This window comes from Nonomuraea sp. H19 (genome assembly GCF_052068215.1).
Lineage (GTDB): Bacteria > Actinomycetota > Actinomycetes > Streptosporangiales > Streptosporangiaceae > Nonomuraea.
Map to the genome: position 1 here is coordinate 33563 of NZ_JBQHCV010000017.1, position 14186 is coordinate 47748.

13 protein-coding genes are annotated in these 14186 nt (G+C 66.9%); 9 read left to right on the forward strand and 4 right to left on the reverse strand.

Translation table 11 applies throughout. From position 1 onward, the window contains the following. The first annotated feature begins 740 nt into the window (after window positions 1-740). Together ACTMTI_RS32980 and ACTMTI_RS32985 are read left to right on the forward strand one after the other, a co-directional pair. Window positions 741-1529: an IPT/TIG domain-containing protein gene (locus ACTMTI_RS32980; protein ID WP_441124557.1), complete on the forward strand. Its 789-nt coding sequence runs from the start codon at window positions 741-743 to the stop codon at window positions 1527-1529. Window positions 1530-1734: 205 nt separating this feature from the next. Next, window positions 1735-2736, forward strand: coding sequence for an IPT/TIG domain-containing protein (locus ACTMTI_RS32985; RefSeq protein ID WP_441124558.1), 1002 nt, complete (start codon window positions 1735-1737; stop codon window positions 2734-2736). Window positions 2737-2955: 219 nt separating this feature from the next. Here the strand turns inward: ACTMTI_RS32985 and ACTMTI_RS32990 are convergent, their stop codons facing one another. From ACTMTI_RS32990 to ACTMTI_RS33000, 3 genes are read right to left on the reverse strand one after another with little or no spacing between them, the layout of a single operon-like run. Next, window positions 2956-4536 carry a DUF3502 domain-containing protein gene (locus ACTMTI_RS32990; RefSeq protein ID WP_441124559.1) on the reverse strand — a complete coding sequence of 527 codons (1581 nt, stop codon included), beginning with the start codon at window positions 4534-4536 and terminating at the stop codon, window positions 2956-2958. 31 nt (window positions 4537-4567) lie between these two features. Further along, complete coding sequence (locus tag ACTMTI_RS32995; protein WP_441124560.1) at window positions 4568-5434, reverse strand: carbohydrate ABC transporter permease; 867 nt, start codon at window positions 5432-5434, stop codon at window positions 4568-4570. Next, window positions 5431-6312: an ABC transporter permease gene (locus ACTMTI_RS33000; protein WP_441124561.1), complete on the reverse strand. Its 882-nt coding sequence runs from the start codon at window positions 6310-6312 to the stop codon at window positions 5431-5433. The genes ACTMTI_RS32995 and ACTMTI_RS33000 overlap by 4 nt, the downstream gene beginning before the upstream one ends. Window positions 6313-6750: 438 nt before the next feature. Here ACTMTI_RS33000 and ACTMTI_RS33005 point away from each other — a divergent pair, with 438 nt between their 5' ends. From ACTMTI_RS33005 to ACTMTI_RS33025, 5 genes are all read left to right on the forward strand, one after another. Further along, window positions 6751-7737, forward strand: a complete 987-nt coding sequence (locus ACTMTI_RS33005; protein WP_441124563.1) for a hydroxyacid dehydrogenase — start codon at window positions 6751-6753, stop codon at window positions 7735-7737. A 13-nt stretch (window positions 7738-7750) separates the two neighbouring features. Next, window positions 7751-8833 carry a LacI family DNA-binding transcriptional regulator gene (locus tag ACTMTI_RS33010; RefSeq protein ID WP_441124564.1) on the forward strand — a complete coding sequence of 361 codons (1083 nt, stop codon included), beginning with the start codon at window positions 7751-7753 and terminating at the stop codon, window positions 8831-8833. 20 nt (window positions 8834-8853) lie between these two features. Continuing rightward, window positions 8854-9384 (forward strand): pyridoxamine 5'-phosphate oxidase family protein, encoded by a 531-nt coding sequence (locus ACTMTI_RS33015; RefSeq protein ID WP_441124565.1) that lies wholly within the window; start codon window positions 8854-8856, stop codon window positions 9382-9384. A gap of 209 nt (window positions 9385-9593) precedes the next feature. Continuing rightward, window positions 9594-9926, forward strand: a complete 333-nt coding sequence (locus ACTMTI_RS33020) for a DUF4326 domain-containing protein (protein WP_441124566.1) — start codon at window positions 9594-9596, stop codon at window positions 9924-9926. A 64-nt stretch (window positions 9927-9990) separates the two neighbouring features. Next, complete coding sequence (locus ACTMTI_RS33025; RefSeq protein ID WP_441124567.1) at window positions 9991-10983, forward strand: phosphotransferase family protein; 993 nt, start codon at window positions 9991-9993, stop codon at window positions 10981-10983. Here ACTMTI_RS33025 and ACTMTI_RS33030 read toward each other — a convergent pair. Continuing rightward, entirely contained in the window at window positions 10974-12083 is a 1110-nt protein-coding gene (locus ACTMTI_RS33030) for an alpha/beta hydrolase (RefSeq protein WP_441124568.1), read from the reverse strand. The genes ACTMTI_RS33025 and ACTMTI_RS33030 overlap by 10 nt on opposite strands. Window positions 12084-12142: 59 nt before the next feature. Here ACTMTI_RS33030 and ACTMTI_RS33035 point away from each other — a divergent pair, with 59 nt between their 5' ends. Together ACTMTI_RS33035 and ACTMTI_RS33040 are read left to right on the forward strand one after the other, a co-directional pair. Next, window positions 12143-12841, forward strand: coding sequence for a FadR/GntR family transcriptional regulator (locus tag ACTMTI_RS33035; protein WP_441124569.1), 699 nt, complete (start codon window positions 12143-12145; stop codon window positions 12839-12841). 19 nt (window positions 12842-12860) lie between these two features. Beyond that, complete coding sequence (locus ACTMTI_RS33040) at window positions 12861-14111, forward strand: ABC transporter substrate-binding protein (protein ID WP_441124570.1); 1251 nt, start codon at window positions 12861-12863, stop codon at window positions 14109-14111. The last annotated feature ends 75 nt before the right edge of the window (window positions 14112-14186 follow it).

The following is a 14186-nucleotide window of genomic DNA, read 5'->3' on the forward strand; positions in this document are numbered from 1 at the left end:
GAGTGGTTCACGGTTTTTGTCTGAGATGCCCTTCTTTGGGATATTTGCATCGCAAATCGGCGCAGATGTAACAACTATCTGCGCCGTCGGCGAGCATTGCGCAATACATTTGGTAAAGTTCTTTGCGTGGATCTTTACATGTATCCACGGAGGGTGTTTTAATTAAGTTGTCCGCAACGTTCCGATCCAAATAATTGAACCGACTCCGGGTCATTCAAAGGTGCGGGCATCGATCGGCCGAGAACCGCCTGGGCGTTACGGCGACAGTGTCGGCCCATGAGGCGGCGAATGCGCTCTGCGGTCCTGATCAGGCCGCATTGATGGTCGGCGGGCCCCACATCACTGCCGGGGGTGAGCCAGAAAATCTTCACATCATCGCGCGATTTCCTATCCACCTCGAACCTAGGCTCCGCGACCAGGAAAGGTTATCGGGTGTCCATCCCGTGACCATGGGGCGCGCTGATAAACCTCCGTCATGGCGGAGCTTGGCAGTCGGCCCTGGCGGGTCTTCATCGACTCCCGCTCGGGGCGCAATTAAGCGCGCTAAATCAGGGCGCCCCAGAAATTCACTGCGCGTATCGGCGTTGCCTGCTGCGTGACTCGACGAAATTCACGCGCGACGGCGTGCAGGTCCCCTCCCCGTCCCGGCGACTCGAGTTCGCCATGCCCACCTGAAGGAGGACCTCTCATATCCCACCTTTCATAGAACCGTCCATGCGTTAGAGAGAAAGAGCAGTGACATGGCACCAGTCATCACGTCGATCAGCGTCGCACCGCAGAACACCAACCAGGGCAGCTACGGCCAGACTCTCACCGTCAACGGCACCGGTCTCGGCACCACGGTGACCGCCACCATCAGGGTCGGAGCCAAGGGCGTCACCCCTACCACGAACACCGGCACGGTCGCCACGTGCCCGCTTCCCTCCGGGTGCGGGCCGGTCGGCATCAGCGTCTTCGTCAGCGGTTCCGGCGGCGGCACGAGCAACTCGCTGCCGCTGTACTACATCGGGTCCCCGTTCGTCGCGGACGTCACGCCGTTCGAAGCTTCGGCCACCGCGCCCTCCGCTGTCACGATCTCCGGCGAGGGCCTGCTGACGACGAACCAGGTCCAGTTCGCGGGCGTAACAGCGACCCTCACACCCCCCACCGGCGACACCCAAGTCACGGCGACCCCCGCGGCGATAGCCGAACTCGATGCCCCGCCATGGTTCCAGCTCAGGAGCGTCTCGGTGCGTACGGCAGGCGGCACGTACACCGTCCCCAATGCCGTGGCACTCTACGACACTCCCGTGATCACAGATCTTGAACCGGACACCGGCCCGGCCGGCACCGAGGTCGTCATTACGGGCACCGGATTCGTCGGCTCGGACGTCGGCGTCACCTTCGGCGGCGTCGACGCCGACATCACCCTCATCTCCGACACGCAAATCCTGGCCATCGCCCCCACGGGTCCCGTCGCCGGTGCCCAGGATGTCATCGTCAGTACACCAGGCGGGGACAGCGTCGCCGCCACCTTCACCTACGTCTGAGCCTCGGCAAGGACATCCAACCGTCGGGGCAACGCGATCAGGCGCTGCCCCCGGCGGTCATCAACGCTCAACCGCCCGCCGCGGTCGCATGCCGATCCCGAGTCGTCAGCACCAGTACGCCGATACGGCGGCACGAGCGGGAGAGGTTCGGACCGGCCGACCGCCACGCTCTGGACGCGCGGCCAGCAGAGAGGACCTGACCACCATGGCCCCTGTCGTCAACAGCGTGACTCCCAATCAGGGCTCTTCCGCGGGTGGCACCAGCGTCACCATCGCCGGAAGCGGGTTCGCCGGGTCCTCCGCCGCAAGATTCGGCGGAGTGCTGGCCGCCGGCTTCGTACTGGTCTCCAACACCAAGATCACCGCTATCTCCCCGCCAGGTACGGGCACGGTCAATGTGACGGTGACCGGCTCGTCCGGCAGCAGCACCCAGATCGTGCCCTTCACCTACGTGAACGCACCGGCCCCGATCATTGCCGCTCTGGCGCCGAACACGAGTCAGCAAGCAGGCGGAACCAACGTCACGATCACGGGCAGCGGATTCACCGGCGCGACTCAGGTACGGTTCGGGGCGCTGACGGCCGCCTTCAACGTGATCTCCGGCAGTCAGCTCACCGCCACGGTCCCGGCCGCCGGCGCTGGCCCCGTTCTCGTCACGGTCACCACCCCGGCAGGCACCAGCAATCCGGCGCCCTTCTGCTATCTCGCCGCAACCATGCCTGTCGTCACGGACATCAATCCCAGCGCAGGCCCTCTCTCTGGAGGCAACATCGCCACAATCATCGGATCCGGATTCACCGGCGCGACTCAGGTACAGTTCGGGGCGCTGACGGCCGCCTTCAACGTGATCTCCGGAGGCGAGGTGACCGCCACGGTGCCGGCCGGTTCCGGCACTGTCCCGATCACCGTGATCACGCCGGGCGGCTCGAGTGCGGGCGACGTTTTCTACAGCTACGTCGCCGCCCCGGCGATCGTGAGCCTGAACCCGGGTGAGGGACCGTCTTTCGGCGGCAACTCCGTCACCATCGTGGGGACCGGCTTCACCCACGTCACAGACGTGTTCTTCGGCGCTTCGCGCGCTCCGTTCTCCATCGTTTCCGACACCCAGATCGTGGCCACCCCGCCCGCGGGGTCTGGGACGGTCATGGTCACGATCGCGTCAGCCGGCGGCTCCAGCTCTCCCGGCGCTCCCTACACCTACCTGTAATCACCGGGCCGCCGCCGAACGGCTGCTGAGCTGCGCGGAGATCTCGCCGCCGAGCACCGGGATCGCGGGCCGCGTGCGCGTTGACGGACAGGAGCGGATTGTTCTCGGCGGTCATGCAGAGGGGTGGCCGCTGCGGCGTACTCCAGGATGCCGCAGCCTGGGCCGCCAGGGTGCCGGAGGAGCCCGGTACGGTCCTCCGGCCGGCCCTGTGTGCCGGGGTCACTGCCCCTTGAGGTAGGCGTCGGCTTGCTTGGCCAGCTCGGCCTGCACCTTGGCGAGCCCGGCGCGGTCGAGCGCCTTCTTCAGCTTGTCCAGCCCCTGGTCGGTGTCGACCGCGCCGATGAACAGCGGGTTGGCGAACTGCGTCATGGCCGCGGTGACCTGGGTGTTCTCCCGCTTCACCGGCTCCGGGTCGGGGACGAAGCTGGCGTACGGGTCGATGGTGAAGTTGTCGGCGCTCTGTGCCCAGTCGAACCAGGTCGTCTCGGACTCGGTCATGTCCTTGATCCGGCGCTCCAGCTTGGCCCGCCAGGAGAGTGCGAAGCCCGGGAAGGTGTACGTGGACAGCATCTCGTACTTGTCGTCCCCGATGGGGTTCCAGTCCTTGCCCTGGATGCCGTAGGTGATGAGGTCGTGGTTGTCCTTGATCGACAGCCAGTCCTCCAACTGCATGGCCTTCTCGTTGCTCTGCCCCTTGGCGTTGAGCACGACGAAGTTGTCGGACTGGAAGGTCTGGTACGGCTTGGCGTCCTTGCCGCCCTTGAGCGGCATCACGCTGGCGATCATCGCGCCGGGGACGTTCTTGGTCAGTTCGGGCAGACCCTGCGAGGTAAGGCCGTCGGTCATGGCCCAGCCCGTGGCGAAGCGGCCCGACTTGAACTGGGAATCGAGTGCCTTGGAGTCCAGGGTGAGCGCGTTCTTGTTGATCAGCCCATCCTGGTAGTACTTGCGGACCAGGCGGAGGGCGTCGATCATGCCCGGTGCCTCCCAGAACGGCACGGGGTTGGAGGAGCCGGTCTGCTTGCCGTCGGCGGCGAGGACAAAGGGGAACGAATCGCCGGTGAAGGAGACGATGCTCATGTGGGGGTTCTCCCACATGTAGGGGTTGAGCCAGCCGACCGGGTTCCAGGCGACCAGGAGCTTGGGCATGCGGGAGCTGACCCCGATCGGGGTGATGCCCTTGTCCTTCTGCTTGACGTCGTACCAGAACTTCTCCAGTCCGGCGAAGTCGGTGATGTCGCTCATGCCGTACTTTTCGGCCAAGTCCTGGCGGATGGAGAAGTGGTGGAAGCGGGCGACCGAGTTGATCTGCGGCAGGCCGTACAGCTTGCCGCTCCACTTGTTCAGTTCGAGGATCTTGGGGTCGATGGCGGCGGTCAGGTTGGGGTACTTGCCGCTGGCCAGCAGGCTGCTCAGTTCGACGATCGAGCCGCTGGCGGCCAGCTGGGTCATGTTGAGCCAGCGGGCCTGCAGCGCGGTGTCGAAGTTCTCCCCTGCGGTGAACTTCAGCAGCGCCTGCTGACCGTAGTTCGCCCACGGGATGAACTGCGGCTTGATGGTGAAGCCCAGCTCCGCCTGGAGCTTCTTGTTGACCTCGGCCAGGACGCCGTCCCAGCCGACCGGCACGTCGCCGGGGAGCAGCAGGCTGAGCGTGAGCGCCTTGCCGGGCGCGCTGCTCTGGCCGCCGGACGGCTGCTGGGAGGAGGTGCTGGAGCAGCCGGCACTGGCGAAGAGCGCTGCGAGAGAGAGGCCGCCGCCGGCGCTAAGCAGGCCGCGCCGAGACAGGTTCAGATCAGACACGGTGTCTCCTTGGTGGGGGGAGGAGCTGGAGTCAGCCCTTGGTGGCGCCAAGGGTGATGCCTTTGACGAAGTAGCGCTGGGCGAAGGGGTAGGCCAGCAGGATCGGGCCGATGGTGACGACCGTGAGGGCCAGCCGGAGCTGGTAGACCGGAGTCGCCTGCTCGGCGAGCTGCGGCAGCATCTGCGTGAACGAGATGTTGGAAATCAGGTTCTGCAGGACGAGGGGGAGCGGGAACTTGTGGACGTCGTCGATGAAGAGCAACGCCGTGAACCACTCGTTCCAGTAGTGCACGGCGTAGAACAGGCCCACGACCGCGAGGATCGGCTTGGACAGCGGCAGCGCGATCTGGAAGAAGATCCGCAGCTCACCCGCACCGTCCATCTTGGCCGACTCGAAGATCGACTCGGGGAGCTGCCGGAACGAGCTCACCTGGATGAAGACCAGGAAGGGGGCGACCAGCAGCGGCAGGATCACCGCGAAGTAGCTGTTCTGCAGGTTGAGGTACTGCGTGACCAGCAGATACAGCGGTACGAGCCCTCCGGTGAACAGCATCGGCAGGTACGCGAAGATGGTCAGGGGCTTGCTGATGTACGGCAGGCGCCTGGCGATGACCCAGCTCACCCCCGAGGTCACCGCCAAGGACAGGACGGTGCCGACCACGGTGATGAAGACGCTGGCGATGTAGGCGTCGAGCACCGCGGGGCCCGTGAAGACCATCGCGTACGCGGTGAGGTCGAAAGCCGAGGGGAAGAAGCTGTAACCGGTCATCGCCAGCTCCGACTCCGCGGTCAAGGACCCGGAGATGATCAGCCAGAACGGGATGGCGCAGGCCAGCACGGCGAACGCGACGCCGACGATGCTGACGATCGTGAAGGGCTCCAGCTTTGTGCGGTTCATAGGACGCTGGTCTCCTTCGCGTACTTGCGCTGGATCATGACGGCGATCACCACGAGGATGAACCCGACCACCGACTGGAAGAGGCCCACCGCCGCGGTGGTGCCGAAGTCGCCGAGCTGGCGCAGGGCCCGGAACACGTACGTGTCGATGACGTCCGTCGTGTCGAAGAGCGTGCCGTTGTCTCCGACGATCGCGTAGATGGTGCCGAAGTCGCCGTAGAAGATGCGGCCGACGCCCAGCACCGCCAGGACTCCCGCGGTGGGCCGCAGCAGCGGAAGGGTGATCCGCCAGGCCATCTGCGCCCGCGACGCGCCGTCGATCATCCCCGCCTCGTAGACCTCCTCGGGGATGCCGGTGATCGCGGCGAGGAAGATGACGCTCATGTACCCGCCGAGCTGCCAGATCTTCACCAGGGTGAGGATCCACGGCCACGGTCCCGGCTCGGTGTACCAGTCCACCGTGGGCAGGGAGAACACGTTCAGCATGTCGTTGACGGCCCCGCCGCCGCCCGACGCGCCCGCGAGGAAGACCTGCAACATGATGCTGATCACCACGGGCGACACGAAATACGGGAAGAAGACCACGGACTGGGAGATCCGCTTGAAGAACTTGCCGCGGATCTCGTTCAGCATGATGGCCAAGGCGATGCCGGCGGCGAGGGTCGAGGCCAGGAACAACACATTGAGGAAAAGCGTGTTGAACAGGATCCGCGCCGCGTCTCCGGACTCCAGGAAGTACCTGAAGTTCTCCAGTCCGTTCCAGGGGCTGGCGAAGATGCCCTGGGAGACGTCGAAGGCCTTGAACGCGACGACCAGGCCGGCCATCGGCAGGTAGTTGAAGATCACAAAATAGATGACGGCAGGGAGCGCGAGCAGCATGGCCGCCAGGCTCACGCGTGACGCCCTGCCCCGGGGACGGCGCCTGTTTCCGCGTGGCTCCGGCAGCGGTCTTCCTTGAGCTTCCTGTTTGGTCTGTACCGTGCTCATCGCCCGGGCCGCTCTCTCACCAGGCTGGGTCGGCGGGATCGTGTGCCGTCCATGACATTCCTCCAGATAGGGACACACCTGTAGTTGTGTGCGTTAGCTTCCGCCGCGATGACTGGCGGAGCCGCCCGAGATAGAAACCGGTCGCTGGGAACGCTACGACCGCATGGCGCAGTCCACAAGGTTGCGTTACGGAGACGTTACATTCAGGCGTCGTTTGATCTATCTGCCTGCTTGAACGCCGGTCATGCAGCCGTCGAAAGTCACCGTTGACCCATCGAGGCATCCGCTTCTACGGTAGAAACCGGTCTCTACGAATGGAAGGCTTCTCCTGTGTCCACCCGCCCGAAGGCGCTGTTCGCCATGCTCGAGGAACATCTCGCGTTGCTCTTCCCCGAGCCCCTGCTACGGCGTCTGGACTCGCTCGCGGACATCGACGTGACGCTGGTCGCCGAGCGGTTCGACGATCCTCGCCTGGCTCTCGCCGAGGTCGAGGTCCTGATCACCGGCTGGGGGTGCCCGCCGCTGGACGAGGCGCTGCTGGCCGCCGCCCCGAGACTGCGGGCGGTGCTGCACGCGGCGGGCTCGGTGAAGAGCCTGGTGTCCCCTGCTTGCTGGGAGCGCGGCCTGCTGGTCTCCTCGGCGGCCGACGCCAACGCGGTGCCCGTGGCCGAATACACCGTCGGCGCGATCCTGCTGGCCGGCAAGGGCATCTTCACCCTGGGCGAGCGCTACCGGCGCGAGCGCGCCTTCACCCTCGCCGAAGTCCACCCCTTGGTCGGCAACAACGGCAGGCGGGTGGGCATCGTCGGCGCCTCGCGGATCGGCCGCAAGGTGATCGACCTGCTCGCGCCCTATGATCTGGATCTGTGCCTGTCCGACCCCTACACCAGCGTCGAGGGGATACGGCAGACGTCCCTTGAAGAGCTGCTGAGCAGCAGCGACATCGTGAGCCTGCACGCCCCGGCCACGCCGGAGACCACGCACATGCTGAACCGCGAGCGGCTGGCGCTGATGCCGGACGGCGCGGTGCTGATCAACACGGCCAGGGGCAGCCTGGTGGATACCGACGCGCTGGTGGCCGAGTTGAAGTCGGGGCGGCTGTCGGCGATCCTCGACGTCACCGAGCCCGAGCCGCTGCCGCCGCACTCGCCCCTGTTCGATCTGCCCAACGTCTTCCTCACCCCGCACATCGCCGGTTCGCAGGGCAACGAGTTGTCCCGGATGGGTGCTGCCGTTGTGGACGAGCTCGAACTGCTGGCCGCCGGGTCGCCGCTGGCGCACCAGGTGACATACGACGACCTGGAACGGGTGGCCTGATGAAAGGTACGCCTTGTCGCCCAAAGTGACCATCGAGGAGGGCGACCGTGTCACCATCCGCGACGTCGCCGCCAGAGCCGGGGTGTCGGCCTCCACGGTCTCCCGAGTGATCAAGGGCGACTACCCGGTGGCACAGGCCACCCGCACCCGCGTGCTGCGCGCCATGCGCGAGCTCGACTACGTGCTCAACGTGCACGCCCGCGCCCTCTCGGGAGCGAGCACCAAGATGGTGGCCTTCATTCTCGACGACGTCACCGGACCCTCCTTCGCGTACGTCGCCAAGGGCGTGGAGCAGCAGGCCACGGCGGAGGGGCGGCTGTGCATGGTGTGCACCACCCACGGTGACCCCTCGCGTGAGCTGGCGGTCGTGGAGGCCATGCGGGAGCAGCGCGCCGACGCGGTGATCCTGGTCGGCGGCGGCTCGGCCGACGACGCCTACCGCGAGCGCATGACGCACTTCGCGCACGCCCTGGACAAGGCCGGCTCCCGGCTGGTGCTGTGCGGGCGGCCGCCGCTGGGCGACGACGTGCCGACCACGGTGGTCGATTACGACAACGAAGCCGGCGCCTACGCCATGACGAACCACCTGCTCACCCGGGGGCACCGCAGGATCGCCTACCTCGGTGCCGCCACGGCCGAGGACCAGAGCACCACCAAGATCGACCGGGTACGCGGCTTCCGCCGCGCGCACGCCGACTACGGCGTCGAATGCGACCCCGGCCTCATCCTGCCCAGCGACTTCTCCCGGAGCTACGGGTACGAGGCCGCCAAGCGACTGCTGGCCACGGGGGCCGAGTTCACCGCGATCTTCGCCGGGACGGACATGGTCGCGGTCGGCGTGTTCGCGGCGCTGCGCGAGGCCGGGGTCCGGGTGCCGGAGGACGTCTCGGTCGCGGGCTACGACGACATCCCGCTTGCCGCCGACCTGATCCCGGGGCTGACCACCGTGCACGTTCCCACCGAGGAGCTGGGCCGGACCGCGGTACGGCTGGCGCTCGACCGGAGCCGGCTCCAGCACGTGACGCTCGGCACCCACCTCGTCATCCGCGGCTCGGTCGGACCGCCTCTTCAGGGAAGCTCCCGTAGGCGCCCATAGCCGCCGTGAGAATCTGTGCCATGCCCCTTACCAATGAATGGCTGGCCGGTCCCACTCCCACCAAGCGACTGGACAGAGCGACCCTGGAAGAGCGCATCCTCAATCTCCTGTCGTCGCAGAACATGTGCGTTCTGGCGACATCTGGTGCTGACGGTCCACTGGCCACCCCGGTGCGCTACTTCCATCTCGACTTCGCGCTGATGTTCACGGCGGTCGCCACGTCCCCCAAGATGCGGAACATCGCGGCGGATCCCCGGGTTTCGGCCGGCGTGTTCGCTCCGCTGGTCGGCCAGGCGAGCAGCCGAGGTGCCCAGGTCTTCGGGCGGGCTCGGGTGCTGCAGGCCGAGGACCCGGAGTTCGGGCACTACTGGCCCGCGTTCAGGTGGCAGTCCGACCATGTGGAGCGTGCCCGCTCTCTCGACGAGCCGCCGTCGGGGCCGCTGGTCGTGGTCGAGGCCGACCGGATCGTCTACACCGAGCACTGGCTGCGGCGGACCGGGCACGCGCCTCGTCAGATCTGGAAGCGGGTGGACCCACGGCTACGCGCGTGAGGCGTGTGCCGCCGTTCTGGAATGGGGGTTTGCCGACGTTCCGGGCACCGAGCGGATCGTCGCCATTCCGTTCTGTTCGGCTCCTTCGGGCATTGGGCATGGTGAAGGTCGACGAGTTCGTTCGGTTCGACGCGCCCCAGGTGATGTACGCGGCGCATCGCTGAGCCCGACGCCGAGGCGCGCCGCACGGCCACGGGGGAGGATGCCGCATGCCACGCCGAGTCAAGGTCGAGGGCGACATGTACCACGGACGCGTGCCCGAGGGCGCGACCTACGTCGGCAGGGCGGCGCCGGGGCTGAAGGCGAGTCCGTACAACAGCCCGCACAGCATAGGGCGGAAGGGATGCCGGGCTTGCGGCGGCCGGCTCCATGACCGGCACGAGGTCATGGAGCTCTACCGCGCCCATCTGCGCGAGCATCCCGAGCTGGTCGAGCAGGCCCGCCGCGAGCTCGCCGGCCAGGACCTCGCGTGCTGGTGCCGGCCCGATCAGGAGTGCCACGCCGACGTGCTGCTCGCCGTCGTGGGCGGTCAGGAACCGTGAGCGCGGGTTCTTTTCGTGACGGACGATCACGCTACTGTGTCTCCTCCCCACGGAAGGACGCGGCATGACGCTGGACGCAGAGCGACGGTTCGTCGCGCCCGAGGAGCTGAACGACCTGGTGCGCGAGGTCTTCGGCACGGAACGGGGCCTCGTCGGGGTGGAGCGGCTGAGGGGCGGCACCAAGAAGGGCGTGTATCGGCTCTCCCTTGACGATGGGCTCGGCGCTGTTCTCTACGTGTGGGGCCAGGATGAGGACTTCTGGCCTGCCGGATCGCATGGAGAGGCAGAGGATCCGTTCGGGCATGCCTCTGGGCTCGATCTGTTCGAGGCCGCCCATGCTCACCTGAGCTCTCTCGGCGTGCGCGTGCCGCGCGTCCATTTCGCCGATCGGAGCGGGACCCACTATCCGGCCGATATCGCGATGGTTCAGGATGTGCGCGGGGGGACCCTCGAGGCGCTGCTCCGCGACGATCCGGCACGGGGTGAGCGGGTGATGGATCGGCTGGCGGTCGCTCTGGAGGCGATGAGCCGGCGTCGCAGGCGGCATCTCGGGAAGGTGGCGTCCGAGGGTGTCCAAGGGCGGTCGGCGGTCGAGGTCGTGCTCGGGCGGGCGCTGAAGGATCTCGCCGAGGCGGCGGAGCGGGTCGCGAGCATCGGCGAGGTTCGTGACGGTTTCGAGCGAGCACTGAAGGAGATGGCCGCCGTCGTGGAGCCCCGCGACGATCACGGGCTCATTCATGGCGAGCTGGGCCCCGATCACGTGCTCGTCGACGAAGAGGATGAGCCGGTGCTCATCGATATCGAAGGGACGATGTTCTTCGATGTCGAGTGGGAGCATGTCTTCCTGTGGATCAGATTCCGCGAGCGCTACGGGAGGCTCCGCGTCGAGGGGCTCGACGAGCGGCGGATGAGGCTTTATCGGCTCGCTCAGCACCTGTCGCTCGTCGCCGGGCCGTTGCGGCTGCTGGACGGGGACTTTCCCCATCGGGAGACGATGCTGGCGATCGCGAAGGGACACACGGAAGAAGCCCTCGGCTTTCTCCGAGACTATCGATGAGTTTTCCGCTTGATGAAGTCAGCCAACGCCCGCTCGTACCCGCTCCTGTCCACGTTCCATGAGCCCACGTGGCCGCCGCCGGACGTGCGTACGAGCGTCACCAGGTCGGGTCTGAGCTGCGCGAAGCGCAGTGAGGGGCCGGTCGGCACGCTGGCGTCGTCATCGTCGGCGAACAGCAGGATCGGCTGCTTGAACTCCGCGGCGTGCCGCACGTGATCCACGTCCTCGAGCGAGATCCCCGTGCGGCGCTCGACCACGAACTTGCCGACCGAGGCCAGCCACAGCGGCACGCCCCGCTGCTGCGCGCCCAGGTCGATCGGGGCGTTCCAGTCCATGACCGGGCTGTCCAGGATCAGGCCCTTGATCGGCTCGCCGGGTAACTCGCGGGCCGCCATCGCGGCGATGCCGCCGCCCATCGAGAAGCCGTACAGCACCACTCCGGTCGCCCCCTGGCCACGGGCGTAGGAGATCGCCGCGGCGACCTCCCGCCATTCCGTGGCGCCGAGGTGGAACTTGCCGTCCGCGCCGGGCGGCGCGCCCTTGTCGTTGCGGTAGCTGATCGCCAGCACCGGCATCCCCGCTTCGGCCAGGACCGGCAGGAAGCGCAGGACCTCGGACGCGTTCGCGTTGCGGCCGTGTACGGCGATCACCCAGGTCTTGGAGGAGCCCGGGATCAGCCAGGCGGGGAAATCGCCCAATTCGCTCCGGATCGACACCGTCGAGTACGGCAGGCCGAGCGCCGCGCGCGGGTCCTCGTGGCCCCAGATCCACCGGTCGAAGTACGCGCGGACGCCGGGTGCGAGCGTGCCCCGACGCACCCGCGTCACCTCCCGCACCACCGTGTCGCCCGAGGCCGAGACCACGGGTCCGAGCGTGGCGTTGCCGTCGCGCCAGGTCAGCCCGTAGAGACCCGGGGCGGCCGTGTCGCTCCCGCCCTTCAGCGTGACCCGGGCGCCGTCATAGGCCACCACCTCCAGCGGGTACGAGCCCTCGTGCGAGGGGTCGATGACCAGGCCGGAGTAGTACCAGCCGGCGCCGCCCACCCCGGCCACGGCTAAAACCAGGACGACTGCCGCGATCCACGCCATCACCCGCTTCATGTGGCGAAAAATACACTCCTCATAGACGCCGCGGGCGTTAAGTGATTAGATCACTTGATATGTCCGAGGTAACGCGGCCCACGCTGTCCGACGCTCTGACCGAGCGCATGCTGGAGCTCATCCGTACGGGCGGGCACCGGCCCGGCGACAGGCTGCCCTCGACCAGGGAGCTCTCCCAGCGCTTCGCCGTCACCACCCCGACGCTGCGCGAGGCGCTGCGCAGGCTGGAAGCCACCGGCGCCATCGAGATGCGGCACGGCTCAGGCATCTACGTCGGCGCCGACATCGAGCGGCTCGTCCTGCCCAACCCCAACATGCGCGAGATCCACGCCGCTCAGCTCCTGGAGCTTCTCGATGCCCGGATCGTGATCGAGCCGCCGCTGGCCGCGATGGCCGCCGAGCGCGCGGGCCGCGCGGAACTCGCCGCGCTCCAGCAGGTGCTCGACGAGGCCGGCAAGCACCTGCGCGGCGAGGACGCCGAGCTGCACGACGCGAACATGACCTTCCACCGGGCGACCGCGCGGATGGCCGGCAACAGCGTGCTGGACGAGGTCGTCGACTCGCTGCTCACCGTCCACGGACCCGAGCAGCGGGAGATCCTGCAGATCTTCGACGACCGGCGCCGCGACTACGAGGAGCACCTGGCGATCCTGCAGGCCATCGAAGCACGTGACGCGGCGCAGGCCGAGGAGCGCATGCGAGTCCACCTGGTGGACGTGAAGACGGTTATAGAGCACAGGTTGCCATCCCCCCGATAAGAACCAAGGAGGCCGGCCCATGTACCGGTCACGTGTTGCCATGCTCGGCGTGGCGGCGCTCGTCCTGACCGCCTGCGGCGGCAACAGCGCCGAGACACCGCAGAAGAAGACCGAACTGACGCTGTACAACGACAAGGGCGCCTGGACGAAGTATTTCGACGAGATGGGCGCGCTGTCGAAGCAGCGGATCGGCCTGGGCATGAAGCCGACGGGATACACGGACTCGGCGCAGTACCAGGCGTTCATCAAGGCGTCGTTCCGCACGAACGTCAAGCCCGACCTGTTCACCTGGCAGACCGGGGGGATGTTAGCGGAGATCGTCAAGCAGAAGCAGGTGGCCGACACCACGGCCGTCTGGCAGGAGGCGATCAAGGCCGGCGACCTGTCGCAGGATCTGGCGCCCTACTACACGATCGGCGGCAAGCAGTACTGCGTGCCGATGAACGTCGCGTACTGGGGGATGTTCTACAACAAGAAGATCTTCGACAAGTACGCCCTGAAACCCCCCGCGACCTGGGACGAGCTCATAGCCGCGGCCGAGACGCTGAAGAAGAACGGGGTGAAGGCCTTCTACCACACCAGCGTGCTGTTCTCCTTCGTCTGGTTCGAGCAGCTCATGGCCGGCACCGACCCCGACCTGTACGACCGCCTGTCCACCGGCAAGGCGAAGTACACCGACCCCGGCGTGGTCCAGGTGATGGAGAAGTGGAAGCAGCTCATCGACGCCGGATATTTCATCAACCCAGGTGACAAAACCGACCCCGGTGACGTGCTGAAGAACGGCAAGGCCGCGATGGTCTCCTTCGGCACCTGGTTCAGCACCAGCATGACTCAGCGCAGTTTGAAGGCGGGCACGGACTACGACTTCTTCGTCATCCCCAACGTCAACGCCTCGCTCCCCAAGACGTCGATGATCTTCGAGAGCGGCCCGCTGTGCTCGCTCGCCAAGGCCGCCGACCCCGACGCCAGCATGAAATACCTCAAGTGGTGGACCACCGCGGAGGCCCAGGAAAAATGGGCCACGACCAGGGGGGACGTCAGCGCCAACCCCAAGGTGACGATCAAGGACGAGGTGCTCGGCACGGTCACCAAGGACGCGGGCGGCGGTAAATACCGGCTGGTCAACCGCTACTTCGAGGCCACGCCGCCGCCGATCCTGACCGCCGCGCTGGACGGCTTCAGCAAGTTCGTCACCGAGCCGGGGTCGTACAAGGAGGTCCTGGACACCATCCAGCAGGCCGCCGACGAGTACTGGAGCACGCATCAGTGAGCGGCACATGGCGACCGAGCCCGCCCCACGGAGTGAGGCCATGACCGCGAGGGAGTGCCGCCGTCTGGCGACCGA

Excerpts from the sequence above, each read along its gene's own strand:
- ACTMTI_RS32980 (WP_441124557.1), top strand. The coding sequence starts at position 741 with ATGGCACCAGTCATCACGTCGATCAGCGTCGCACCGCAGAACACCAAC.
- ACTMTI_RS32985 (WP_441124558.1), top strand. The coding sequence starts at position 1,735 with ATGGCCCCTGTCGTCAACAGCGTGACTCCCAATCAGGGCTCTTCCGCG.
- ACTMTI_RS32995 (WP_441124560.1), bottom strand. The coding sequence starts at position 5,434 with ATGAACCGCACAAAGCTGGAGCCCTTCACGATCGTCAGCATCGTCGGC.
- ACTMTI_RS33000 (WP_441124561.1), bottom strand. The coding sequence starts at position 6,312 with ATGCTGCTCGCGCTCCCTGCCGTCATCTATTTTGTGATCTTCAACTAC.
- ACTMTI_RS33015 (WP_441124565.1), top strand. The coding sequence starts at position 8,854 with ATGCCCCTTACCAATGAATGGCTGGCCGGTCCCACTCCCACCAAGCGA.
- ACTMTI_RS33020 (WP_441124566.1), top strand. The coding sequence starts at position 9,594 with ATGCCACGCCGAGTCAAGGTCGAGGGCGACATGTACCACGGACGCGTG.
- ACTMTI_RS33025 (WP_441124567.1), top strand. The coding sequence starts at position 9,991 with ATGACGCTGGACGCAGAGCGACGGTTCGTCGCGCCCGAGGAGCTGAAC.
- ACTMTI_RS33030 (WP_441124568.1), bottom strand. The coding sequence starts at position 12,083 with ATGAAGCGGGTGATGGCGTGGATCGCGGCAGTCGTCCTGGTTTTAGCC.
- ACTMTI_RS33035 (WP_441124569.1), top strand. The coding sequence starts at position 12,143 with ATGTCCGAGGTAACGCGGCCCACGCTGTCCGACGCTCTGACCGAGCGC.
- ACTMTI_RS33040 (WP_441124570.1), top strand. The coding sequence starts at position 12,861 with ATGTACCGGTCACGTGTTGCCATGCTCGGCGTGGCGGCGCTCGTCCTG.